Genomic DNA, 23,630 nt, shown 5'->3' on the forward strand with positions numbered 1-23,630 from the left:
CCTCCTAGTTGTCCTCGGCGGTGTGTGGCTTCTCCGTGCATGCGCGGTGATACGCGTCGATCAGCGAACGCGTGAGCGACCACGACGCCGGATGTCGCAGCAGGGCCACAACGGGGTCGTCGGCTTCCCCGTCGCCCCCCTCAGCCGACAGGGCGAGCTGCACCAAGAGCCGGTGCGCCCCGTGGCGTTCGGGCTCTCCGGACGCGTCGGAGGGCATGCGAAGCGGCTCAACGCTGAATCCCCCCCGCCGGCCGGCGTCCTGGCGAATGCAGTCCGAGAGCTTGAATGCGGCAGCGAAGTCGCCCAGCCGCCTCGAAAAGCGCGTGCCGGCCCGCCCCGCGGGGGTCATTCGCGCAGCGTGTCCGGTGCCGTCCGTCGCCTCGGGCACCGCCTCCTTCGGGGGCTCGGTTAGGAGGCGGTGGATCTCCGCAAAAGCAAGCTGCCCCTCGGCGCCGGCGACCGCCACGAGCGCACGCTCCACGGCCGCTTGCACGCATTGCGCGAGCGCCGCGAACTGGGCGGTCATGCGAGACAGGATCATCTCGACCTCGGGCTTGGTGAGCCGCGGCGGCTCGTCCATGTCGCGAACGGCATTGATCCCCGTCGCCACCTCGGCGATGAGCTCGTCGAAGGCGGTCTTGCGCACGTAGGGGGCCAGGTTGATCGCATCGGCAAGCTTTTCCAGGCACCCGAAACGGCTTCGAATGGCCCCCGCGCTCTCGTGGGTGAGGTGCGGGCCGATCGGCGCCAGGTAATCCACTGCGAAGAGGAGATTGGCGGCCGTCGCGCCATGAAGCTTCAATCCGCAACCCCGCGCGCGCTCCGCTAGCTCGCGCAGCGACAGAGGCCGCTTCAGCTCGCACTCGAGCTCGCTCTTGAGGAGCGCCACCCCTCGCCCCCGCTCCCAGAACGTGATGTCGCCTCGATTCTCGTTCTCGGCCAGATGCGCCGCAATGACATCGCTTTCACTCACCCACGGGCGCACCACCACGTGGATCCATTCGTAGCGGGGATCATGGGTCTCAAGCCACAGCTCCTGCATGATCTGCAGCCGCGTGTTGCCGCCGAAATAGCACATGTACCGCCCGGCACCGGGCCGGCGCGTCACCGAGAGGGCTTCGGTGAGGCCGCCGCGCGATTCGATCGATGCGCGAATGTCCGCATAGCGCGGATTGGTCCGGATTCGTGGGTTCTTGTCGTAGCAGTCGATCTCCATGCAGCGCATCAAGCTCCAGCCGTCCACGTCCTCGCCCGGCTGGAGGTCGGCCGCGGCGTTGGTCGGCCCCTTGACCGCCAGGCTATGCTGGGCGAGCAGCGCGCGACGCTCCCCGGTCGTGGCATTGGAGGACGCTTGCGGCTGGAGCTTTCCTCGCTTTTCCATGTGCTCGGCCAGCTCCTTGACCGAGATGGAGTCAGGCAATCGCGTTCTGGGCGTCATGGTCACCGCCAACCTCGCAGGGGGCTCCGGGCGGCACACCGGCGTGGATGCCGTCGAGGCTCGGAATGAGCTCCCACAGGAGCGCATGCATTGCAGGACACGCCTTGACCGGGTCGACCCAGTGGACCGGGACCTGGGCAGTGGCAGCATTGCGGTATGCAACGGCGTGCGGGATGACCGTCTTCAGGAGCAGGACCTTGCACTTGAGTTGCTGATAGCTCTCGCAAATGGCCTTGCCGATCTCACGTGCATCGCGGGTGTTCTCGTGACGGTAGATCATCGCCAGCATTTGCGGCACGGAGATGCCGAATGCAGCAGCCGTTTCGACGCGGTTCAGCAATTCCTCAGTGCCCGACAGGAACTCGCGCGCGGAGAGGATATCGGGCGAGATCGGCGAAAGGAGCACATCGGCTGCCAGGACTGCGGCATCCTGAAGGTGCCCCACCGCGCCCTGGGTGTCGATGAGCACGACGTCGTAGTGCTCATGCAGCAGCGGACTGCGCAAGGCGAGCTTGATGCGCAGCGCGCTGTCCATGCGCGGCGCCAGCCAGTCCTGGAGCGTCCCTTGCGGCGCATCGGAGATGACGATGTCCAGGCAGCCATTCGGGTTGAGCCGCGGCTGGCGACGCAGTGGCATGGGCGCGAGCGCGAAGTCGATAGTCGAAATGCAGTCGTCTGTGAGCGCGCCCTGCTTGATCATTTGCGTCAGTCCGTGCCGCGCCCTCTTGGCAATGGGGTAATAGCGACTGAGGCTCGGCTGCACATCGGCATCGACCAGCAAGACACGCATGCCGATGTCAGCGAGCAGCGCGCCGAGGTTAGCGGTCAGGGTGGATTTCCCGACGCCTCCTTTAGTCGATACGGTGCTGTAGACGATCATCCGACCTCCTCCGGTCAAGCAGCGGCGGCGAGCAGGGGACGAAAGCGAAGGGAAAGCATGAGTGCCGGCGAGGTGAAGCTGCGGCACACGCGCATGAAGCGACGAGGGCGTCCCGGATGGAATGGAGCGTATTCCTAAACAGAATTGAACATCATCCTCGGCTTGTCAACGCCGATACATCCCGAAACACGCAACTGGCATGGGGACCGGATCCCTGGTTGAGCAGGTTTGGCAACCGCGAGCAAGCGGATCACGAGGATGCACCGGATTGCTCGGACGAGTCGGGATCGACAAAGGACACAATGTTCGGATTCGATGGCGGGACAGGATTGAACCAGTGCTCGGGGTGCTTGATCACGACGGCTGCGAGTTTTCCTACGCGTTTTCCGCCGCGGCCGAGAACGCCGAAGTGATGAACGTTCGAGTTTCCGGGCCCGACCAAGTGCCAGCGCGCCTTGATGACCTGCCGCTGGATGCCGATGCCCAGCTTGTCCGACGGGCTCGCATCAGGATCCATCCCGTTGCCGTCGTCACCGTAGAGCGCCGCGAAGTCGCGGAATGTCCGCGGGGAGACGAGTGCCATCCCTTCTGGCACGAAATGGACCGGTGCGCCGGCTTCGTTGTAGGGGATGGATCCATCAGCGATCCCCTGTTGCAGCCACGCCATGAAGCGAACGGCTGCATCGCTGGGCGTCTCGTGAATGGACTTGGCGTCGTCGGTGTCCGACTTTGGCACGGATGCGAACGGAGTAACGGGTCGCGTGGCTGAAGGCGGTTGGCGGCGGGGCCTCCCGGATGTCGTGCCCGCGGATGTCACCGAGTCGTCATCCGAGAGGAATTCGTCTTTTCGGCCGAGATTCGCGGTCGTGGCTGGTACCTCGTGCCCCTTGGCTTCGCTGGTCTTCACCTCGCTCGCCGGCTGGTCACGACCCGTGGATGGCCTGGTCGCCGCATGGGCGGGCTTGGGAGGAGGAATATCGGGCGGCGTCAGCGGACCCGAGGCGCGTTGCCGCTCAGGGCGATCACCGGGCTTTGGTGCCCCGCCCTGGCCGTCGCCCGGTGGTTCGTCCGCTCGCTTGTCCCGTGTCTTTCGGGGCGGTTTGACGACGAGGTCGCCATCGAAGTCGGACGGGTAGTCGTCGGCCGAATCGAAGAGCTTCGCCAAGGGGAACTTCAGCATCGCGAACTCGTGGGCGTAGCCCTCGCCGCGGACCTCCACGTACCAAATCGCCTGACCGGTGTCGGGGTTGCGCTCCAGCAGCCCATAGTCCTGCCAAGTGTCGAACAGCCGGTCGTTCTTGGCCGGACCGGGCATGCTCGCGCCATCATCCGGATTGGCGTGCGCAATCTCTTCCCGGACCGTGTCCGCGAGCCGCTTCGCCACAAACCAGGCTGCGCCAGCGCCGATCCAACCTGCCGCACCGTCCCGGTTGAGCGGCAACGCACCTTGGCGCAGCAGCCGGCGTATGGCGTCCATCAGTTGGTCGACCAGCGGGACCGCTGTCGCAGTCGCGAACTGGTTGCGTGGCCCATGCTGCAAGTTGCTCGCGGCCGAGCGGCGATCGGCCTGGCGCACGATCTCGGTCAGCACCCCGGTTGCGTCATCGCCCGACCAGGCAGCCTCGAGCTGGCGCATCACCGACGGTTCGCGCGCCACAAAGGTCAGGGCTGTTGCAGGGACGATCCTCGGCGCCAGCACCAGCGGCAGGCGACGGTGCGCACCGTAGTTGCGTTCGGCTTTCGGCGCGAATCGCACCTCGTATTCGACCGCGCCGGCGGTCGGCATGTCGCCGGATACCGGAAGCCATTGCCGTCCGGGGCCGCCTGGTCGGTCGGCGACACTCACCCGCAAGTCGGTCATCGGTTTGCCGATGTCGTGGAACAGCGCGGCGAGGATGACGGCGTAGGTCCAGTGATCGCGCTGGGCGTCGATCGCCTCGGCGGCGCCGCCCTTGGGCAGCAGGTATCCATTGCGCAAGGTGACCGCTGCATGGAGTACCTCGATCGTGTGGGCGGCCAAGCCGCCGACATGGGCGTGATGGTGCGCTTCGCTGGCCGGCAAGAGCTGCACGAACCGCAGGTAGCCGAGGATCGCGGGCGCGACGTCGCGATCCCAAGTGGATTGGCTCAGTTTCGATTCACGATGGATCTGTTGCAGCGCGTTCGAAAGCTTGCATACCTGGACCAGGGTCGGCGCGTCGAGGACCCTGAGCCAGCCGCTTCGGCTGGCGGCCAGACCGGGGGCGGCAAGGGCACCGGTGGCCGGCGCTCCCGCCGTCGCCTGCTCCGCATCGGCATCGGCCGGACGTTGCCGCACGGCCCGTTCGCGGTAGATGGACCAGCCGAGCCAGCCGGCCAGCGCTGCCGCAGCCAGGAAACATGCGGCGGCAAGCGCGGCCATGGGGATCAGCCCTGGCGATTGCGGATCTGAGCCGCGCAGAACTGCGCCAGCAGCCACTTCTGCAGCACGTCCGACGGTGGCGATGGCCGCTCGGACTCCCAGACCTCGACAGTCGTCCCTCGGCAGAACGAGGAGAAGGTTTCGGCCAGCGGCTTCCACTTTTCGTCGTCGCGTTTCGCGCGGTACCGGCAGAACGACAGGGTGACCAGATCCGCCGCGAGCTGGGCCGGATCAGCCGGCCGCAGGGCCTCCACGTAACGCGCCAGCAGGTCGCGGACCGTCAAGACCGGGTCATCCTCCGGGTAGAGGTACGCTTCCAGGCCATCGTATCGTCCAAGCCAGCACAGCAGCACGTTGCGCCATCCCGGCTCTCCAAGGCCCTCCAGGAAATGACCGATGGTCATGACGGCCTGGGTACGGGCCTCCTGCTGGTGCGGGGGAATTGGCGGGGGCAGGTCGTTCATCACGAAAACACCTCTGAAAGGTGCGAGTTGTTTTTCTTCACGTCTTGGCCCAAGCCGTGGACGGCCGCCCGCGGCCGCGCATGGCACACCTTACTTTAGGCATAGGACAGGGGACTTGGCGAGGACTCGATGACACCCGCGATTGCCGGATCCCGACGAGAGCGTGCCGCAATTCACCCTTTCTGTCCGCACCAAAATCGCGCCAGGTTTTTCGACTTTCCGCTTGACATGCCACAGTGGTTGTACCGGAACCTTTGGCGCATTTGCCGCCAAGCCGCTCCAGGCGGTCTGGCGGCCCGTCTCCCGTCGGCCTTTGCCGCAAGGCGCCCCGTACCCGTAAATCCTTCGCCCAGCGGAATTCGAGCTGGGCGCCCTTTCGGGTTGGGCCTGTAGCCCCGTAGAAGGCGGACCGCCACCGGCCGCCCACCCTTGCGCCCTTTCGCCAACCATTTTCTTCCCCGCGATGCAAGGCGAAACTCGAAAAATGTTTTTCGAATTTCGGGCTGCAAGACGCAAACGCGCTCGCCACACTGCGCCCCGTGACTGGCCGCTGACCCCAGCAGCCCGGCGTCCTCACCGCTCCCGGTGGGGACGCCTCCCCTCACGGAGCGGACCCACATGCCTCGCCTTCTTGCGCTTGCGCTGCTGCTGGTTGTCACCGGTGCGTGGGCCACCACGCCCGACCAGGTCCGCCTTGCCCGTTACACCGTCGCCGAACCTGCACCTGCCGCAGCCGTCGTCGATCCGCTCGCCGTAGTCGCAGCCGTCAACTTCCCGCGCGAGCATGTGCGAACCGTAGGCGATGCGATCGCCTACCTCCTCCTGCGGACCGGCTACCGCGTGGCATCGGCCGATCCCGCTGCCACCGCCCTCCTGGCCCTGCCCCTGCCCGAATCACATCGCGTCCTGGGACCCTACCCGGCCCGCGCGATTCTTCATGTCCTCCTCGGGGACCCGTACAACGTGAACCCCTCGCCCGTCGATCGCACCCTGACGATCGCTCTGCGCGGCCCCAACTCTGAGGCCCCAAACGAGGTGGCGATTGTGGAAGCAGTCATCACCCGTCCCGTCGCACCTGTCACGCCACCGGAGACGATCGAATGAACGCGCCGCAAACTCCGCCCGTCGGCGCATTCTCCCGCTTCGCTCCACGCATTTCCCTGCGCGCGTCGGGCCACCGCGCGCGCGTCGTGTACCTGATCGCTGCCCTGCTCGTCGCCGGGGCAGTCTTCCTGGTCCTCAGCCCGAGCCCGTCGGCACCGCTGCGCAAACCCGAAGGTGTGGATCCGGTGCCGCAGCCGCTACCCGCGATCGCGGCACCCGAGCCGCCGCCCCCTCCCTCGCCACGGCCGGACCAGCTTGACGACCGCATCGCTGAACTCTCTCGCTCCTTCGAGGATCTTGAGGCCCGGTTCTCGTCCATTGAGGCCCACCTTGTCGCGTTGGATGAGCGCAATGACGACATTCGCGCGCGGCTGGAAGCGCTCGCCAATTCACCCCTGCCGAAACCGGTACCGGCACAGCGGCCCGTAGGCGCCAAGCCGCCCAAACCGGCAGGGCCCAAGCCGCGGATGCCCACAGTCCTGTCGATCGACACCTGGGGCAGTAAACCTTCTGTCGCGATTCGCGACGCACAAGGCAACTTGGCGTTCTATCGCGAGGGCGATGCTGTCGGAATTGCGCGCATCGAGCGCATCGATTCCCAGGCCCGCCGGGTCCACCTCCGCCTGCCCGATGGCACCGTGACCGCCGTCGATGCCAAGAACTGAGGCGTGAGTCATGCGCAAGACCGTCCTGTTCCTCCTCGTCGCCGCGCTGCACCCGGCCGCGGCCGTCGAGACCGGCCACACGCAGCTGCGCGCCGTTCAACCTGGTACCACCGCCGCCTACCCCTCGGCCCCCGATGCCACCGAAGTTGCTGCCGTCGATCGCGTCGAAGCCGGCTACTGGGGCATCACCCTCGAGGAGCTGCACCGCGCGCGACGCCTGATGCGCGGCCCACGCGGCGCCTTCAGCGTAGCCACCATCAGCCCGGTCGAAGTGCTTGGCATCCACGCCCGCTCCGACGCGGAGCGAGACCGCTACGCGGAGCTCTTCGCCAAACTGCTGCACGACGATACGCAGCGTGTCCTCGCGTGGCAGCGAGCCGGTGACGCGGCCACGCGGCGTCTCTACCCACACGGCAAGGCGATCGACTTCGGGCGCGCTCCGAACGCCCCCACCCTCCCCAACTGGTATTTCACGCCAGGAGGTGCGGCGCAATGAACTCGTCTCCCGCACGTCGCACCTTCCTCGTCCGCCTCTGCCAAGGCGGGCTGCTCGCGGCAGTGCCTGGGCTCACCTTCGGCCACGAGCGCGCCCGCGTGGTCTATCCACCAGTCCCGCCCGCCTACCGCATCGTGGCCCAGTCGCTCGCGCTCCCGCCCAAGCTCCTTTTCGCCATCGCGATCCAGGAGTCCACCATGCAGTGGGGCGCGCTGGCGCTGCCCTGGCCGTGGACGCTCAATGTCCGCCGTAGCCCCCGCCGCTACCAACGCTATCCGGAAGCGGTCACCGACCTCAAGCACATGCTCGCCCAAGGGGTACGCAACGTGGATTGCGGCCCGATGCAGGTTAACTGGCACTACCACTCCGACAAGTTACGCACGCCCGAGCTTGCGCTCGACCCCTGGCACAACCTGCGGGTGGCCGGCGCGATCCTCCTCGAGAGGCGCCGTTCCGCAGCCAACTGGTTCGACGCCGCCGGCGCCTATCACAGCCCCGGCGACTCGGCGCGGGCCAACCGCTACGCGCGTTCCGTCTTCGCACGGATGGAAAGGATTCCCGATCATGCCTGACTTGCCGCATCGGACGCGTCTCACTGGCTTCCGCATCGGGGGCGACCGCCCGCACCTCTGCGCTGCCTCTGCCACCTTCCGTGCGGGATCCCATCGCGCCGGAACGACTCCGGCGCCATATCCCATCCACATTGCCTTGTTGTCTCCCTCCCCTCGCAGTTCTTGCGGGTCCTTGACCGCTGCAACGGCGGCTTCAGCACAACCATGGTCCTCTTCAACGGCCTCCTCCCTGCCGATGGACCATGGTTGTGCGCTCTTCTTGGGGAATCGCACATGAGCCATGGCACCATCGAAGCGTGGCTGCGCCCTCCCATCGAGATCTGGAGTGCCCTGACCGCGGCGTGCTGCGGCCTCGTCGCACTCATCACTCCGTGGGCGCTGATGATGCCCCCGGACCTCGGCCTGGGCACCGCCGCCCTCGCCTTCGCCTTCGCCGCCCTGCGCGCCCGACAGGCCTGGCGGGTATGCCGTTATCAGTACGGTCTCACCCGGTACAAGGCGACGACCATCGCGCCGCACAAGCTGCCGCGCATTCCGGGCAAGCTGTATCTGGGCGAAGGCTTCGCCTGGGGGCAACAACACACGCAGCGCCGCATGGACGCCACACGCCCGCAGGCCCAGCCCTACCTGGTCGAAGGCGCAAGCATCCGCGCAACGCGCGCGGTGCTTCGCGCGATGGGCGCCACACCGCTCAAGCCGATTGCCGCGGCGCTCGCGCTCCCCCGTTGGTGGAACCCGCTATCGGAGCCTGCCGATCTCGGCGGAACGCCGGTACTGCACGGTGTCGAGCCCAATGAGGCTCACGTCGCCCTCGGGCAGAAGCATCGCCCCGGTCACCTGGTCGTCCTCGGCACGACGCGCGTCGGCAAGACCCGTGCAATGGAACTCTTCGCCACCCAGGACATCCGCGACGGGAAGGTCGTCATCGTCATCGACCCGAAGGGCGACGCGGACCTCATGCTGCGCGTCCATGCCGAAGCTGCGCGCGCCGGGCGCCTCGACCACCTCTATCTCTTCCACCTGGGTTACCCCGAAATCTCCGCCCGTTACAACGGCATCGGCAACTTCGCCCGAATCACCGAGGTCGCGAACCGAACGACGAATCCCCTGCCCTCCAGCGGCAACTCGGCGGCCTTCAAGGAATTCGCATGGCGCTTCACGAATCTCGTCGCCCAAGCCCAGGTCGCCCTCGGGCAGGTGCCCACCTACAACCTGCTGCTGCGCGACATCACGGACATCGAACCGCTCTTCCTGCGCTACGCGACGCACGTGTTGCGCACGGAAGGCCCCGAGAACTGGGAGATCCTTGTCGAGGAAGTACAGACCCGCATCGAGAAACGCCAGATCACTGTTCCGCGCGCCCTGCAGGATCGCAGCGACCGCCTGATCGCCCTCGTGCACGTGCTGAAGGATCTGCAGCTTCCCGATCCCGTCCTCCAGGGTCTCGCCACCGCGGTCCGCTACGAGCGGAGCTTCTTCGAGAAGATCGTGGCCTCGCTCGGCCCCTTCCTCGAGAAGCTCACCACCGGCCCCGTCGGCAAGCTGATCTCGCCGGACTATTTCGACGCGACCGATATCCGGCCGATCTTCGACTGGATGCAGGTCATCCGGCAGGACGGCATCGTCTATGTCGGTCTCGACGCACTCTCGGACGCCACGGTCGCAGCGGCCGTCGGGAACTCGATGCTCGCCGATCTCGTCAGCGTTGGCGGCAAACTCTACAAGACCGGCCTCGATCCCCACCATCCCGAAGGCAAGATCATCCTGCCCGATGTGGCCTGCCACTTCGACGAGGTTAACGAGATCGCTGGACCGGAGTTTGTGCCGATGGTGAACAAGCTGGGCGGATCGGGCTTCAGCATCACCGCCTACACCCAGACCATTCCCGACATCGAGGCGAAGCTCGGAGACGCCGCCAAGGCCCGTCAGGTGCTGGGCAACTTCAACAACATCATCATGCTGCGGGTGAAGGATCCGGGCACTGCGGAGTTCTTCTGCAATCAGCTGCCTGAGGTCGACGTGCAGCACCTCATGGTCGTGACCGGCGTGAGCGACACCGACGGGTCGACCGAGACGGACTTCACCTCCCGCAACGAGGACCGCCTCACCACCCAGCGGGTCCCGATGGTATCCCCGGCTGACATCATGGCCCTGCCGCAAGGACAGGCCTTCGCCCTGCTGGAGGGCAACCGCCTCTTCAAGCTGCGCTTTCCGCTGCCCGATGCCACGAACGATCGCTTCATTCCGCCGTCGCTCCGCGAGGTGGCAGTCCAGATGCGGGCCAAGTATCGGACGGCCGAGCACTGGGCCGCTCAGACCGATTGGTTGAAGGACATGCCGGTCGGGCTCGTCGCGCCACTGGGCTTCGACACCTCGGACGATGACGCCGGGGAGGCGGCAGTGAGCACCCCCGCCCGGCCGCCCGAAGGGGGCGCTCCCCCTCCCTCGGGGAGGATGTCGCGTAGCGACAGGAGGGCAGTCCAGTGAGCACCGCCGCGTCGTCCGCAGGATCCGCCCGTCCCCCGGCGCCCCAGGCATCGGCCACACCGGCGGGCCGGTCCCGCGGCCCCATTGCTGCCCTGGCGAGCGTTGTGATCGGCCTCGCCTTTTCCACCCTGAGCTCCTGGATCTTCGGGACTGCCCTTACCATCCTAGGCGATCACACCTTCTGGAAGGGCCGCGGCGTCGAACGCGCCATAGCCGCCGTGGAGGAGGACTTCGGCTACCTCCAGGGCTATCCCCGGTCGCTCATGGTCGACGACACCGTCGCCTTTGCGCGCGACTTCGCCGAGCTCGTCGCGCGTCCGTTCCATTCGCTGGGCGCCCCCGCCTTCATCGCCCGTACGACTGCCATTGAGCCCGACGCGGTGGCGAATCCCCACGCGCGCGCCGTACGCTGCATCGTCAAGGAAGTCGGGCGCGCCGTCGAGACCGCCTACTACGTGGCCCAGGACACCGCCATCCGCCTGGCGATCGCCTTCTATGCGCTGCCGGCCTTCGCGATGGCCATCTTCATCGGCCTGATCGATGGCCTGGTCCGTCGCGACCTGCGCAGGTGGACCGGTGGCCGGGAGTCCTCCTACGTCTACCACCACACGAAGCGCTTCACGTGGTGGTTCCTCACTGCCGGTTTCACCGCCTATCTCGCGTGGCCTTTTGGCGGATTCAATCCCGCGTACCTCGTCCTGATCTTCGCAACCCTGGTGGCCGCGGCCCTCTCGACCACCGCCAGCACGTTCAAGAAGTACCTGTAGCAACCAAGGAGTCCGTCATGCCATTGCTGCTCCGCTTCACCATCGCCGCCCTCGTCGCAGCTACCACCTTGCCGGTGGCTGCCGACACCGACCGCGAGCGCGAGAACCTCGCACGCCTGGAACATGAGCTCGCACTTCTCAGCTCCGAGGTTCGCGCAGCGAAGGCAGATGCCCCCTCCATTGCCCGCATCCATTTTCAGTACGACGAGCTCGCCCGCGACCTCGATCTCATCCGTGCGGGTATTGCGGATCACCTCGACGCACCACGCCATCCCCGCCCGATCGAACCGCTAAAGGGCGACTACCGGCGCTGAGCCCGGAGGTACCGGCATGTCGCCCCAACAGTCCGCCGCCTTCGCCGCCGCCGCCGGCTACCAACCCAGCTACATCGGGCTCTTCTTCGCCCTGCTCGTCGGCGCCGTGGTCGTTCTCTGGGCCGCCGACATGGTGCGCAGACTCGGGATCGAAGGCCTCGACGACCCGCGCCGCCTGCCGATGCTCCTGTTCTACAAGCTGCGTGTGCTGATCATCGTTCTGCTGCTGATCTATCTGCTCAGCTAGATCGCGACCGCCTCGGCAGGCCGGGCCGCAGGCCTGCCGGCGTTCCACGTTGCGGCGCCTCACCACCTCACGGAGGAAACCATGAAACTCCTTATCCAACCTTCGGGCGCAGCGAACGCCGCGGATCGTCACATGACGACAGCCCCCATGCTTCCCCAGCGGTGCTGGGCGAAAGCCACCGCCCGCATCGCTTTGCTTGGCCTCGCCGTCCTCGCCTCGGTCTTTGTCGCCGAACCGGCCTTGGCCGAGTTGCCGACGGCCGTCGCCGCGGACGGTGCCGCTTCGGGGGACTACATCGAGATCGGCAAGCAGTATTTCAAGAACGGCCTGCTCGTCCTGGGTCTCATCATCGCCACGCTGGGCTTCATCGCGGTCGCGGCCGGCGGCATCGCGAAATTCAACGAGTACCGCATGGGCCGGGCCGAACTCGGGGACTTGGGCGTGCTGGCCGTCGTCGGCGCCGTGGTGCTGGTGCTCATGGTCTACCTCCTCAACGAGGCGGCCACCATCATCGCCTAGGCGTCGCCATGGACTCCTCCAGCCCCCTGGCATCGCCGCCGGAAACCTCCTTCGGACCGGGTCACGCGCCGCTGCCGGACCGCGTGAACGCGGAGCCCGCGATCATCAAGGGGCTCTCGTACACCGAGTCCAAGTGGGTCATCGGGCTGGCCTTCCTGCTGTGGTTCCCGGTGGGCGGCGTGGTGGGCCTGGCCCTGCAGCACTTTCCGGTAGCCGTCCTCATCATCGCCACTGGCCCCATCGCCACGGTCTGGGTCGCGGCGGGTTACCTCGCCACGATGAAGCGCAATCGCCCCGATCACTACTACGTTCAGCTGCTCAAGCGTCGCGCGTCGCGCCTCGGCCTCATCCGCTCTCATCTTGTTTCGCACGCGGGCGCCTGGGACCTCGGCCGCACACTCGTGCCCCCTCAGGTGGCGAAACGCCGGAACCCGTTGTGCTGAGCCCGGAGCATTGCCATGCCTGCCTACACCGACAACCTCGCAAACGCCCGCGCGACGATTCGCCTCCAGTCCTGGGCCATCCTCGTCGCGCTGGTCATCGTGCTGATCGCGGTGGCCGACCGGTTCGTGAGGCAGACGGATTTCACCGTGCATATCCCGCCAGACCTCTCCCGCGGGGCCACCATTCAGGCGGGACGTGCTCCGGAGGTGCCGCCTCCGAACGTCTATGCCTTCGGCTACCTCATCTGGCAGCAGCTCAACCGCTGGGCCAAGGATGGCTCCAAGGACTACGTCGCGCAGATCTACGCGCTCCAGAACTACCTGACGCCGTCCTGCCGCGAGCAACTCCTCAAGGACGTCAGCGTCAAGTCCGGCGATGCGGAGCTGATCCAGCGCACCCGCGCCCTCCTGGAGATTCCCGGGTACGGCTTCACTGCGAACCGGGTGACGGCGCACGGCAACGGTGGATGGACGGTGCTCCTCGATGCCCAGATCCTCGAGACCTCCAGGGGGATGCCCGTGAAGGACACCTTCATCCGCTATCCCCTGCACGTGGTGCGCTACGACGTCGACCGGGAGCGCAACCCCTGGGGCCTCGCCCTGAACTGCTTCGCCCGCCGCCATCCCGAACGGATCGACCCGCAGGCCCTGGAGGCGCCGATCGCCGCCCAGCCGGCGCCGGCGGCGCCGCTGCCTCCGTCCGCGGCACCGTCTCCCACCACTACTGGTTCAGACCTGCCGCAGGCCGTGCCGCCGCGGCTCCCGGACACGAAGGAGGAGGAGTCATGATCGCCATTCGCGCCGCCACCGCGCTTGTTTGCCTCGGCGTTCTTGCTTCTGCCTCTGCGCAGGAGCCCGAAGCCAAGGCGCCCTCCCCGGTTGGCCTGTCGCCCGGGCCTGTCGGAACGGGGACTGCGCCAACCTGGCATCCCGCCGGCACGACGACCATGGATCTCGGCACCCTCCCCCCAGAGCCGGCCCCCAAGCCCGCTCCTGCACCCGCACCCCAGTCTCACGGCTCAGCCGCCGGGAAGCCTGCAAATCCTCTATCGCCCCCGGAAACGCAGGCGCCGCTGCGGTCACCCGATCGCCCCGACGACCGCCAAACTAATGTCGGCCGCACCCAGCATGTGCTGTTCGAGCGCCTTCCCGTCCGGGTGCTCCTGAGCCCAGGGCGGGAGCGCCTGCTGCAGCTCCCGTTCGTCGCATTGATGGATGTGCCCGCTAGCCTGCAGGGTCTGCTCGAGGTCCAGATTATCGAGGACACCGCTTATCTGACAGCGAACGGACCCTTCCCGCGCGCCCGGCTGTATGCGCAGGCAATCGACGGCGGCGCGACGGTTCCGCTCGATATCGAGTCGGTCGAAGGCGTCCAGGTCCCGCCGATGCTCCGCGTCCATCTGCCTGGTGATGCCGCAGAGAGTAACGAGCTTGCCGAAACCCGGCGGAACGACGAGCCGGCGGTCGACATGATCCAGCTCACTCGCTACGCGGCGCAGATGCTGTATGCGCCGGCCCGCCTGCTCCCCACGCAGCCGGGTGTACGCCAGGAACCGGTTGATCGGTCCCCCGTGGCCGGCCTCTACCGGGGAGGAGAGATCGAAACGGCGCCCTTGGGGGCGTGGTCGAGCGGGTCGCTGTACGTGACCGCCGTGCGCTTTACCAACCGCACCGGACGCGCCATCGACCTCGAGCTGGACACGCGGTGGCTGCGCGGGCAGTGGATCGCCGCAACACCCCAGCACTGGCATCTCCTGCCCCATGGCTCCGAGGCCGACACGACCGCCGTCTACCTCGTCTCCGACCGGCCGTTTACGGCCGTGCCGCTGTGGCGCTAGGAGGCTCGCCATGCAGATTGTCCAGAACAGGCTGGTCCCCTTCCTCGCCGTGATTGCCCTCATCGTGACGGGCTACATCCTCTATCGGCAGAGCGAGACGCCGGGCGTCGAGCCGGGGCCGCCCCTGAACGCAGTGCCGGAAGTACCCCTGCCTCCCACCGCCAAGGGGGCCGACGCCGATACGCCGCAGGAAACCCTCAAGACCGTGGTCGCGGGCTACACCGAGTTGAACGATCAGGTGCAGTCCCTGATCGCCGAAAACCGGCGCCTGCTGGAGCAGAACGATCGCCACCAGCGTAGCGAGGATCGCATCCGTGAGCAGCTTCGCCGTGAGTTGCGTACCGAAATGACAACCGAAATGGACGCCCTCAAGCGCCAACAGGCCGCCGCGGCCGACTCACAGGCATCGAGCGGTGTGCTGGGATCAGCGATCGGCGCAGGCAACCTCCCTGCCGGCTTCGGCTTCGACAAGGCGAAACCGGATGCGGTAGCGATGGCCGGGAACGCTGCACCGACCCGCGTCCTGCCGCTGGGCTACGAGATGGGCAAGGGCGCCGACGGAAGGCAAGGCGTCGTGCGCAAGGTCACCATCGCCGAAGCGGCGCCGCCCGCCCGCCGTACGGCGCGCGCCCCGGCCCGAACGGCCGCCCCCGCCCCCACGCCCTTCTACACGATCCCGGAGAACGCGACCCTGACAGGCGTCGCCAATATGACCGCGATCATCGGCCGCGTTCCGGTGGATGGCAAAGTGACCGATCCGATGCAGTTCAAGCTTCTGCTTGGGCCTGAGAACCTGGCCGCCAACGGTCATTACCTTCCCCGCAACCTGGCCGGCATCGTCGTTTCGGGCGTTGCCATCGGCGACATGACGCTCTCCTGCGCCGAGGGCCTCATCCAGTCCATGACCTTCGTCTTCAACGACGGAAGCATTCAGACAGTCAGCCGTCGCCGCGACGGAACGACCCCGTTGTACGGCGCAAGCGGTGGGGCAGCCGGCGGCAAGCCTTCACTCGCCGCGGCGCCGAAGCTCGGCTGGATCTCCGACCGCCACGGCAACCCATGCATCCCCGGGCAGTTCGTGACCAATGCCCCGGCCGTCCTCGCCGACACCATTGGCCTGCGGAGCCTGTCGATCGCGGGCCAGGCGGCGGCCGCGGCCCAGACCACCACCACGGAGAACGTCTTCGGCACAACCTCCAGCCGGGTCACCGGGAGCAAGGGCACCTACATCCTCGGGCAGATGGCGAGCGCCGGCACCGACGAGGTGACGAACTGGCTGATGCGCCGGCTCGCCGACAGTTTCGATGCGGTCGTCGTACGCGCCGGGGGCGAGGTGGACGTGCACATCGACACCGAGATCCAGATCGACAAGGCGCCCGACGCGCGGCGAATCGACTACGGGCGTCTCGACGCCCCGGCAACCACGACTTCCCATCTGCGAGGTAGTTATTATGGACTGGACTGATTTTCCGCGGTTCGCACGTCTCATCGCAGCTGCCACGGTCGCGGCCCTCGCCCTCGCCGCCTGCAGCGTCGCAGGCCCCCGCAAGTCGCCCTTGCCGGACGACGGACCCACCGTCGAGGAGATCTACCGCCAGCGTACCTCCGAGTACGAGCGCATCCGGGCCCGCGAAGCCCTCCCGCTGCGGCCCGCCACCGAAGTCTTGCCCGGCCCCGTCATGGAGCCGGCGATGCTCCAGCTCGAGCGCCGCTTCGCCCGGCTGCCCAACCCGGATCTCATCATGGTCGTGTTTCCCCACCTGTCCCGAGGGAAGTACCCGGCACCGGGATACGTGACGGCGTTTCCGATGTACGAGCGGGTCGAGTACCTGGTCCCAGGCGAGGCGGACGCACTGCGGCCGGTGCTCGCGCCCGCTCCCGCGTCCGCTTCGACGTCAACTCCCGCCCCAAGCGTCCCGCCGGCGCACGATTCCGGCGCCAGCCGGGTGGCCCAACCCTGAAGGAGCGTCGGCCATGCTCGGATTGATTCGCATGCTGGGGCTCGCGCCAACCGCCGGGGCCGCCCCTGCCGACACGGAGGTCTCGCGACGCGAGCCCGCCGTGCCAAGGAACCCCCTCCCGGTGCGGGAGCGCCAGCACCTCGCCTCCCGCCCACCCAGCATCACCGACCTGCTGCCCTGGCGGGACTTCGACGAGAAGACGGGCACCTTCCTCCTCGAGGACGGCGTCTCGCGCGCTCTGCTCTACGAGCTCGATCCGATGCCGAGCGAGGCCTGCGCCGATCAGTATCTCAAGGCGCGCTGCGCGGAGGTCCAGGCGGCGCTCCAGGCCCTGCCCGAATACGACGAAGCCCCGTGGATCGTCCAGTTCTTCTGCAACGACGACACGGATCTCTCGTGGCAGATCGAACGCATTCGCGACTACATCGTCTCGGTGCATGCCAAGGCACCCGAGCGGGCACAGCAGATTCTCGCGAGTGACTTCACGCGCCACTTCCTCGCCGAGATGGCAGAGCATCTGTCGCTCGTAGCCCGGCCCGAGGGCCTCTTCCTCGATGAGGGGGTGTCGGGCAACCGGTGGCGCGGCCAGATCCGCCGCGTGCGTTGCGCCATCTATCGCCGATTCCCGCCGCGCTTCGACTTCTCCCGGGAGCTCCTCGATCCCGTCGAGACGCTGCAGCAGACGGCGCGCGGGCTCATCGCCGGCCTGGCGCAGACCGGCATCCATGCCCGGCCGATGAACGCCGCGGACTTCTACTCGTGGCTGTTGCCGTTCTTCAACCCGAAACCCGACTTCGCCAAAACCGTCGGTGACCTCCTCCGGCTGTGTCCGTACCCGCAACCCGACGAGGCGCCAGACGACCTCGATCTTGGGGAGTTGCTCTTCCTCGCTGCGCCGAAGTCGGATCCGACGGCCGGTCTGTGGTTTTTCGACGGCCGGCCCGTGCGGGCGCTGGCACTGCAGTCGATGCGCAAGCTCCCCGAGATCGGCCACTTCACCGCCGAGCGCGATCATGCCGGCAAGCTCTTCGCGCGCTTCGACCGCTTTCCCGAAGGCACGATGCTCTCGGCGACCGTCGTGATCTGCCCGCAGGACACGATGACCGGTCGCATCGAAACCATCAAGAGCGCCTCGCGCGCAAATATCCTCGAAGCCGCTCACACCTACGACGAGGCGGTGGCCGTCCTCGACAACATGCGCACCGATAAGCTCTACCCGATGTACCTCACGCTGTTCGTGCGGGGCGACGACACCGCCCAGCTTGGGCGCACGGTGGCAGACCTCACCGCCGCCCTGCACACATCGGGGCTCCGCTTCATTCAGCCAGTAGACGAGCTCCACGGCTGCGACGTCTTCCTGCGTGCACTCCCGATGTGCTTCGACCCCCGGTTCGACGCGCGCCACCTGCGCCGCTCACGCCTCGCCTTCGCTTCCCAGATCGCGTCCCTGCTTCCCCTCTATGGGCGCGCCCGCGGCACCGGCAACCCCGGCTTCTGGCTGTGGAACCGCGGCGGCGAGCCCCTCCTGTTCGACCCCTTGAATCCGCACGATCGCAACAAGAACGCCCATCTCCTCACTCTGGGTCCGACCGGCGCCGGCAAGTCGGCGACCCTGTGCTATCTCGCGATGCAGATGATGGCGATCTACCGACCACGCTTCTTCATCATCGACGCAGGGAAATCCTTCGGCCTCCTGGGCGAGCACATGCGCCGCCACGGGCTCACCGTCAACCAGGTCGAGCTCACCCCCGATACGCATGTCAGCCTGCCACCCTTCGCGATGGCCCCGCGGCTCTTCGATCAGGAAGGCATCAAGGCCCTCGACGAGGCATTCCGGACGCCGGGTGACGATGAGCTCCCGGACTCGGACCCCGACGGGCTCCCCGCGTCGCCCGAGGACGATGACGAAGGTGCGGACCCCGGCAAGCGCGACATCCTGGGCGAGATGGTCATCGCGACGACGCTGATGATTACTGGCGGAGAGGAATGCGAGATGCGCAAGATGAGTCGCGCGGACCGCTACCTGGTCGCTCGGGGAATCCTGGCCGCCGCGCGCCAAGCCCGCGACCGCGGCCAGCCGCATCCCCGGGTGCAGGACGTCGCCCACGCCCTGATGGCCATGCGTGACGACGAGGATCTGGGGCCCTCGCGGCGCGACCGGGCCGAGGAGATGGGCCAGGCCATGATGGTCTTCTGCGACGGTCTGCGCGGAAGGCTCTTCAACCGGTACGGCGCGACCTGGCCGGATGCTGACGTGACGATCGTGGAGATGGGCACGCTGGCGCAGGAGGGATATGAGGATGCCCTCGCGGTCGCCTATACGTCCCTGATCACCCATGTCCAGGCGCTGGCCGAGGCGACCCAGTATGACCACCGCCCCATCATCAACCTCACCGACGAAGGGCACATCATCACGGCCAATGATCTGCTGAACGTCTACTCCGTCAAGATTACCAAGATGTGGCGGAAGCTCGGCGCGTGGTACTGGCTCGGCACCCAGAACATGCAGGACTTTCCGGCATCGGCCTCCCGAATTCTCAACATGTGCGAGCACTGGGTGCTCCTCACCATGGACCGCGACGAGATCGAGCAGGTCGCCCGCTTCCGTACCTTAACCCCCGAACAGCGCGCGCTGATGGAGTCCGCTCGCAAGGAGCCTCCGAAGTACACCGAGGGGGTGATCCTCAATCCGCAAATGCAGGCCCTCTTCAGGAACGTGCCCCCGCCGCTCGCCATCGCGCTCGCGATGACGGAGAAGCACGAGAAGGCCTGGCGCCTGGACATCATGAAGGCCACCGGCTGCACCGAACTCGAGGCGGCCTACGCGATTTCCCGCGAGATCGCGGCGAAGAGGGCAGCGTGATGGACACACAGGATCCGCGCGAACCCCTTGCCGCCGACCTTATCCTAGCCGCGCAGCTCGATCGGGTCACGGCCGAAGCCCGCGGACACCACCGGCTGCTCTTCCTGGAGTGCGTGCCCGACGACGCATTTGCCGTGTGGGCCCGCGCCAAGGCGCTCTCGGAGCCGGACGACGTGGCCTACATCCACCTTCTGGCGAGCGGCCAAGGCCTCATTTCCGGGGTCATCGTCGGCCTCGAGGTGGACGGCGACGACTTGGACGAAGACCTCAACACCGTGCTCTTCGGGCGGGCTCTGGTCCTCGTGTCCGGCATCGACAAAGCCCGCCAGCACCTGGGCGAGCGCCTGTTCCAGTGGCTGGAATGGGCCGCCATCCAGCTGCCGCTGACGGTTGCCAATACCGCGGACGCGACGCCGTTCGTAAGTCGCCTCGGGCACCACCCCGTCGCCGTCGACCAGATCCTCGACGGCCGGTTCTCGGGCACAGCCGCCGAGCTCGCGGGCCGTGTCATCAAATCCTCACGGACGAACCCATGAAGACGATGCGAAGCATTGCCGCCGCCGTCCTCCTTGGCCTCGCCGCCACGGCCCTCCAGGCGGCGGACATCCCGAGCACCCGATCCGGCCTCTACTACCGACTGGGAGGCGGCGATTCCGCTTCGCGTGCGGCCAACCCCCACGGCGTGCCCTATAAGCTCGCCCTGTCGGGGGTCGCCCGCCTCCACTACTCGTGCGGAGCCTATGACTTCGAGGTTTCGTTCCAGAACCTCATGAACCGGTTCGCGCAACTCGGCACCCAGGTCACGAACGCCGTTCAGGCCGGCATCGCCGCGTTGCCGCTGTACCTGTTCCAGCGGGCATCGCCCGGACTGTACGAGCTATTCCAGACCTACGCGAAGAAGGCCGAGGTGGCAATCCAGATCGCCACCAAGAGCTGCGAGGAGATGGAGGCCCAGATCAAGGCCGGCGAGGATCCCTACGAGGATTTCATCCGCATGGCCCGGGGCGAGGCCTGGAAGCAGCAGGCGACCGTCACCAGCGATGTGGTGGTGGCGAAGGACAAGGTCAATGCCAGTGCCGGGAATGAGGGCATCAGTTGGATCGGAGGGGAAAAGGCCGGGGGAGTCGCCCAGGAGCCTGTCCGAATAGTGTATGACACAGTATTCGGGGGCTTCAACGTCACAATGGGGCAATCGCCCAAGACGCCGGCTGCAGCCTATCCTGCCGTCAAGTTGACAGAGACCTTTCCCTCTCCGGGAAGCGCCGCCACCTTCGGAACGGACGTACTTGGCGATGTGGAGATAAGTACCTGCAAGGAAAATGCCTGCCCCGTACCTCAGTCGAAGACCGGCCTTGGCCTGATTCAGAAGTTCGAGCTTGAAATCCCGGTCGTGCAACGGCAAGTCGACGCCGTATTTGCCAACGTCGTGCCACGCGGGACGGATCTCGCGGCGGCGTCCGCTCCCGGTATCGTCGTGACCCGCGAGCTCGCCGACGCCATTCGCGAGCTTCCTGCCATCGAGCAAGGCATTGCGCGCCAGCGCCTGGTCCAGGACGTGGCACTAGCGAGGACCGTCGACAAGGCACTGATCATCAGGAACCTGCTCCTGACGGGACGGATGATCCCCGAGGTGTACAAGACCGCCAATACACAGATCGAATCGAAGCTCGCCGAGCTGAATCGCCACATCGACGACGTGCTCTACGAGGCCAACGTCCGTAAACGCATCATCTCCGAAACGGCGACCATCCTGCTGGACAATTATCACGCCGCGCGCGCCGCTTCGGCCGCGAATGCCGTGCAGCAGCCGGTCGACCAGCGGCCCATGATCGACGGGCGGGTCAGGAAATGACGGTTCATCCGTTGCCGTCGCGACGCCGACGCCTCGTCACTCGTCCTCTCGCCCGCTCGGTCATGGCCGCACTGCTGGCGATTGTCGGGCTCGCCGCCTTCGTCGTGGTAGCGCTGATTGCGCTCGGATTCCGCGACGATCTGGAGGTCCTGCATCAGGTCGTCGGGCGGATCAAACCGTACCTGGCCGGATTACACCTCCTCGCGATCGGCGCCCTGTGGCTGGCCTGGCCATGGCTCACCCAGCGCTTGCCGGCGCACTGGCCCAACGAAGCCCGCGCGGCCTTCCTGGGCGCGCGCCACCGGATCTGCATCGGCTTGCTCTTCATCGAGCTCCTCGTGGTGCTCGGAATTCCATTCGGCCACAGCATGTAGGAGGACCTGCCGTGAGCGTCGACAGTTACCTGGAGCTCTTCACCACCATGTACGGCTGGGCGTTCGCGGGCATCTTTCGCGACATCCTCGTGGACACTGGCATCATCTTCCTCCCCTTCCTCTTCATCATCATCGGCACCTGGTTGCGCGCCCACGAAATGAACGCCGTCGAAGGCGCCGATGCGGCCTGGATGGTGAGGAAAATGGAGGTCGAGTTCTGGACCGCCATCTTCGTCATGGCCTTCTGCTTCACGCCGGTCGGCACCAGCCTCCAAAACGTCAGTCTCCGCCACACGCCCGCAGCGACCGCGCTCAATCCGGCTCCCGCCACTGCAACCGGAACGAGCTCGGACAGCACCTACGACGATGCCTTCAGCTCGGTGCCGCAGAACCTTGCGCTGCCCCCCTGGTGGTTTTCCGTCATGGGCCTGTCTGCCGGGTTCAATGATGCGGTGCGCGGCGGCATCTCGGGCGGCTTGAGCGGCCTCCGGGAAGTGGAAGAATTCGCCCGCTCCGCCGCGGTGGAGGATCCGACCCTGCGCGCGGAGGTGCAGCGCTTCTACAACGAATGCTACCTGCCAGGCCGGTCCCGTTATCTCGAAAATCCGCCATCCCCTGCCGCGGCTGCCGCGCTGGAGGCCTACGGCGAAGGGGATCCCGACTGGATGGGAAGCCACGCCTTTCAGGCCGACCCGAACCTCTACCCGGCCCTGCATGCGCGTGCCGGCGTGCCGGGGTTCGCTCTCGACAAAGCCGTCCAGGATGCGGATATGGATGCCAACACCGCAGTCCCGGACTACGGGCGCCCCACCTGTCTCGAATGGTGGGCGGATCCTGCGATCGGGGTGCGAGCCAAGCTGGTCAAGGGCGTCGGCAATCTCGCGGCGATGTCGACCTCGCTGACCGAGAAGGTGGCGCTGGTGTTCAGCCCAGTCGCCGTCGAGAAGCGGGAGGACGGACTGGCAAGGCTCGCCACGGGGCGGTCAAATCCGGCGCTCGCGCCCGAGACGATGCTCCCCGATGACAATCGCCGCTGGTACCAGGCCTTACTCGGAGCCGGACCCGACGTCGCAGGAATGGCGGGGATGGTGAACAAGGCGCTCCACACCCAGGCTTCCCGCTTTCCCATCATCCAGTTCGCAACCCTGGCCCAGCCCCTGATCCTGATGGGTATCTACATGTTCCTGCCCCTGATCCTGGTCTTCGGGCGCTACAGCCTTCAGATCATGTTCCTGGGCGCGCTTGCCATCTTCACGGTCAAGCTTTGGGCGGTCCTCTGGTACATCGCGATGTGGATCGACGAACACCTGTGGATCGCGATGTACCCGGACGCCGAGCACCTGCTGCTGAACGTCCTGCACCTGGAGTTCGACGCGGCGCTCAAGCGTAGCACCTTGAATACGCTGCTCATCGGCCTTTATCTCGGCCTACCCCTGATCTGGAGCGGGATGATGGGATGGGCGAGCCTGCACGTAGTGCATGGCATCGATGCCATGAAGCACAGTGCAATCACCGCGGGGATGGCGGCGGGCCAATCCGGAGCAAATATCGCCACCCGCTTTGTCGGTGGCGTCGGGCACACACTCCGGCGGGGACGATGATGATGGCGTCAGACTCAGAAATGGACGATCGGGTCACCGGAATATGCGCCGACTCTCTCCCCGTTGCGACCGACAGAGACCGGTTCGCGACCATGCACCGTGTAACCGGTGTAAGCCCCCTCGGTAATGTCCAGGCCCCCAAAAGGTCCGTAGTCGAACGGCGCAATGTCGTGACGTCCGAACGCGTCAGCGCTGCGTTCATGGCTCTCTGCATACTCGTCACGCCCTGTCGTCAGGAAGAAAGCCAACAGCTTCGCCATGCCCGCCAGGAGGGCAAACGCGCAAACGAACGTCGTACGGATCAAGTTCGCAATTGGCTTCATACGTGCCTCCTACACAGGTGA

The 23,630-nt window shown here is 66.6% G+C and carries 24 protein-coding genes; 19 read left to right on the forward strand and 5 right to left on the reverse strand.

The window, feature by feature from the left end; genetic code table 11:
* Positions 1–4: 4 nt before the first annotated feature.
* The 4 genes from AzCIB_RS12640 to AzCIB_RS12655 form a co-directional block, all read right to left on the reverse strand.
* Positions 5–1,438 (reverse strand): ParB family protein, encoded by a 1,434-nt coding sequence (locus AzCIB_RS12640; RefSeq protein WP_232299217.1) that lies wholly within the window; start codon positions 1,436–1,438, stop codon positions 5–7.
* Positions 1,413–2,318: a ParA family protein gene (locus tag AzCIB_RS12645; protein ID WP_050416218.1), complete on the reverse strand. Its 906-nt coding sequence runs from the start codon at positions 2,316–2,318 to the stop codon at positions 1,413–1,415. Before AzCIB_RS12645 ends, AzCIB_RS12640 begins: the two co-directional genes overlap by 26 nt.
* Positions 2,319–2,568: 250 nt before the next feature.
* Positions 2,569–4,719, reverse strand: coding sequence for a MobH family relaxase (mobH, locus tag AzCIB_RS12650; protein WP_050416219.1), 2,151 nt, complete (start codon positions 4,717–4,719; stop codon positions 2,569–2,571).
* Positions 4,720–4,724: 5 nt separating this feature from the next.
* The gene (locus AzCIB_RS12655) at positions 4,725–5,183 is read right to left on the reverse strand and encodes a hypothetical protein (RefSeq protein ID WP_157058494.1); all 459 of its coding nucleotides are present in this window, start codon (positions 5,181–5,183) and stop codon (positions 4,725–4,727) included.
* 618 nt (positions 5,184–5,801) lie between these two features.
* Here AzCIB_RS12655 and pilL2 point away from each other — a divergent pair.
* The 19 genes from pilL2 to AzCIB_RS12750 all read left to right on the forward strand — a co-directional run bounded on the left by pilL2 (position 5,802) and on the right by AzCIB_RS12750 (position 23,286).
* Positions 5,802–6,287, forward strand: coding sequence for a PFGI-1 class ICE element type IV pilus protein PilL2 (gene pilL2 / locus AzCIB_RS12660; protein WP_050416221.1), 486 nt, complete (start codon positions 5,802–5,804; stop codon positions 6,285–6,287).
* Positions 6,284–6,952 (forward strand): hypothetical protein, encoded by a 669-nt coding sequence (locus tag AzCIB_RS12665; protein ID WP_050416222.1) that lies wholly within the window; start codon positions 6,284–6,286, stop codon positions 6,950–6,952. Before pilL2 ends, AzCIB_RS12665 begins: the two co-directional genes overlap by 4 nt.
* A gap of 10 nt (positions 6,953–6,962) precedes the next feature.
* Positions 6,963–7,448, forward strand: a complete 486-nt coding sequence (locus AzCIB_RS12670; protein ID WP_050416223.1) for a hypothetical protein — start codon at positions 6,963–6,965, stop codon at positions 7,446–7,448.
* A complete protein-coding gene (locus tag AzCIB_RS12675; protein ID WP_050416224.1) occupies positions 7,445–8,020 on the forward strand; it encodes a transglycosylase SLT domain-containing protein in 576 nt (191 codons plus the stop codon). Before AzCIB_RS12670 ends, AzCIB_RS12675 begins: the two co-directional genes overlap by 4 nt.
* Positions 8,021–8,293: 273 nt before the next feature.
* Positions 8,294–10,507, forward strand: a complete 2,214-nt coding sequence (traD, locus tag AzCIB_RS12680; RefSeq protein WP_083447003.1) for a type IV conjugative transfer system coupling protein TraD — start codon at positions 8,294–8,296, stop codon at positions 10,505–10,507.
* A complete protein-coding gene (locus AzCIB_RS12685) occupies positions 10,504–11,274 on the forward strand; it encodes a TIGR03747 family integrating conjugative element membrane protein (protein ID WP_083447004.1) in 771 nt (256 codons plus the stop codon). The genes traD and AzCIB_RS12685 overlap by 4 nt, the downstream gene beginning before the upstream one ends.
* 17 nt (positions 11,275–11,291) lie before the next feature.
* Entirely contained in the window at positions 11,292–11,588 is a 297-nt protein-coding gene (locus AzCIB_RS12690) for an integrative conjugative element protein, RAQPRD family (RefSeq protein ID WP_050416226.1), read from the forward strand.
* Positions 11,589–11,604: 16 nt separating this feature from the next.
* The gene (locus tag AzCIB_RS12695) at positions 11,605–11,835 is read left to right on the forward strand and encodes a DUF3262 family protein (RefSeq protein ID WP_050416227.1); all 231 of its coding nucleotides are present in this window, start codon (positions 11,605–11,607) and stop codon (positions 11,833–11,835) included.
* An 81-nt stretch (positions 11,836–11,916) separates the two neighbouring features.
* Positions 11,917–12,354 carry a TIGR03745 family integrating conjugative element membrane protein gene (locus AzCIB_RS12700; RefSeq protein WP_198149529.1) on the forward strand — a complete coding sequence of 146 codons (438 nt, stop codon included), beginning with the start codon at positions 11,917–11,919 and terminating at the stop codon, positions 12,352–12,354.
* Positions 12,355–12,362: 8 nt separating this feature from the next.
* Positions 12,363–12,797, forward strand: a complete 435-nt coding sequence (locus AzCIB_RS12705; protein ID WP_050416228.1) for a TIGR03750 family conjugal transfer protein — start codon at positions 12,363–12,365, stop codon at positions 12,795–12,797.
* Between the two features lie 15 nt (positions 12,798–12,812).
* The gene (locus AzCIB_RS12710; RefSeq protein ID WP_083447006.1) at positions 12,813–13,586 is read left to right on the forward strand and encodes a PFL_4703 family integrating conjugative element protein; all 774 of its coding nucleotides are present in this window, start codon (positions 12,813–12,815) and stop codon (positions 13,584–13,586) included.
* The gene (locus AzCIB_RS12715; RefSeq protein ID WP_083447007.1) at positions 13,583–14,635 is read left to right on the forward strand and encodes a TIGR03749 family integrating conjugative element protein; all 1,053 of its coding nucleotides are present in this window, start codon (positions 13,583–13,585) and stop codon (positions 14,633–14,635) included. The genes AzCIB_RS12710 and AzCIB_RS12715 overlap by 4 nt, the downstream gene beginning before the upstream one ends.
* A 10-nt stretch (positions 14,636–14,645) precedes the next feature.
* Positions 14,646–16,100, forward strand: a complete 1,455-nt coding sequence (locus AzCIB_RS12720) for a TIGR03752 family integrating conjugative element protein (RefSeq protein WP_050416230.1) — start codon at positions 14,646–14,648, stop codon at positions 16,098–16,100.
* Complete coding sequence (locus tag AzCIB_RS12725; RefSeq protein ID WP_050416231.1) at positions 16,087–16,596, forward strand: TIGR03751 family conjugal transfer lipoprotein; 510 nt, start codon at positions 16,087–16,089, stop codon at positions 16,594–16,596. The genes AzCIB_RS12720 and AzCIB_RS12725 overlap by 14 nt, the downstream gene beginning before the upstream one ends.
* A 13-nt stretch (positions 16,597–16,609) precedes the next feature.
* Positions 16,610–19,459 carry a conjugative transfer ATPase gene (locus tag AzCIB_RS12730; protein WP_050416232.1) on the forward strand — a complete coding sequence of 950 codons (2,850 nt, stop codon included), beginning with the start codon at positions 16,610–16,612 and terminating at the stop codon, positions 19,457–19,459.
* The gene (locus tag AzCIB_RS24450; protein ID WP_198149530.1) at positions 19,456–19,995 is read left to right on the forward strand and encodes a hypothetical protein; all 540 of its coding nucleotides are present in this window, start codon (positions 19,456–19,458) and stop codon (positions 19,993–19,995) included. Before AzCIB_RS12730 ends, AzCIB_RS24450 begins: the two co-directional genes overlap by 4 nt.
* A complete protein-coding gene (locus tag AzCIB_RS12740) occupies positions 19,992–21,311 on the forward strand; it encodes an integrating conjugative element protein (protein ID WP_050416234.1) in 1,320 nt (439 codons plus the stop codon). Before AzCIB_RS24450 ends, AzCIB_RS12740 begins: the two co-directional genes overlap by 4 nt.
* 62 nt (positions 21,312–21,373) lie before the next feature.
* Complete coding sequence (locus tag AzCIB_RS24455) at positions 21,374–21,685, forward strand: hypothetical protein (RefSeq protein WP_050416235.1); 312 nt, start codon at positions 21,374–21,376, stop codon at positions 21,683–21,685.
* An 11-nt stretch (positions 21,686–21,696) separates the two neighbouring features.
* The gene (locus AzCIB_RS12750; protein WP_050416236.1) at positions 21,697–23,286 is read left to right on the forward strand and encodes a conjugal transfer protein TraG N-terminal domain-containing protein; all 1,590 of its coding nucleotides are present in this window, start codon (positions 21,697–21,699) and stop codon (positions 23,284–23,286) included.
* Positions 23,287–23,300: 14 nt separating this feature from the next.
* On the opposite strand, the gene AzCIB_RS12755 is transcribed toward AzCIB_RS12750, so the two are convergent.
* Positions 23,301–23,609 carry a hypothetical protein gene (locus tag AzCIB_RS12755; protein WP_050416237.1) on the reverse strand — a complete coding sequence of 103 codons (309 nt, stop codon included), beginning with the start codon at positions 23,607–23,609 and terminating at the stop codon, positions 23,301–23,303.
* Positions 23,610–23,630 lie beyond the last annotated feature (21 nt).

Source organism: Azoarcus sp. CIB (assembly GCF_001190925.1).
Lineage (GTDB): Bacteria > Pseudomonadota > Gammaproteobacteria > Burkholderiales > Rhodocyclaceae > Aromatoleum.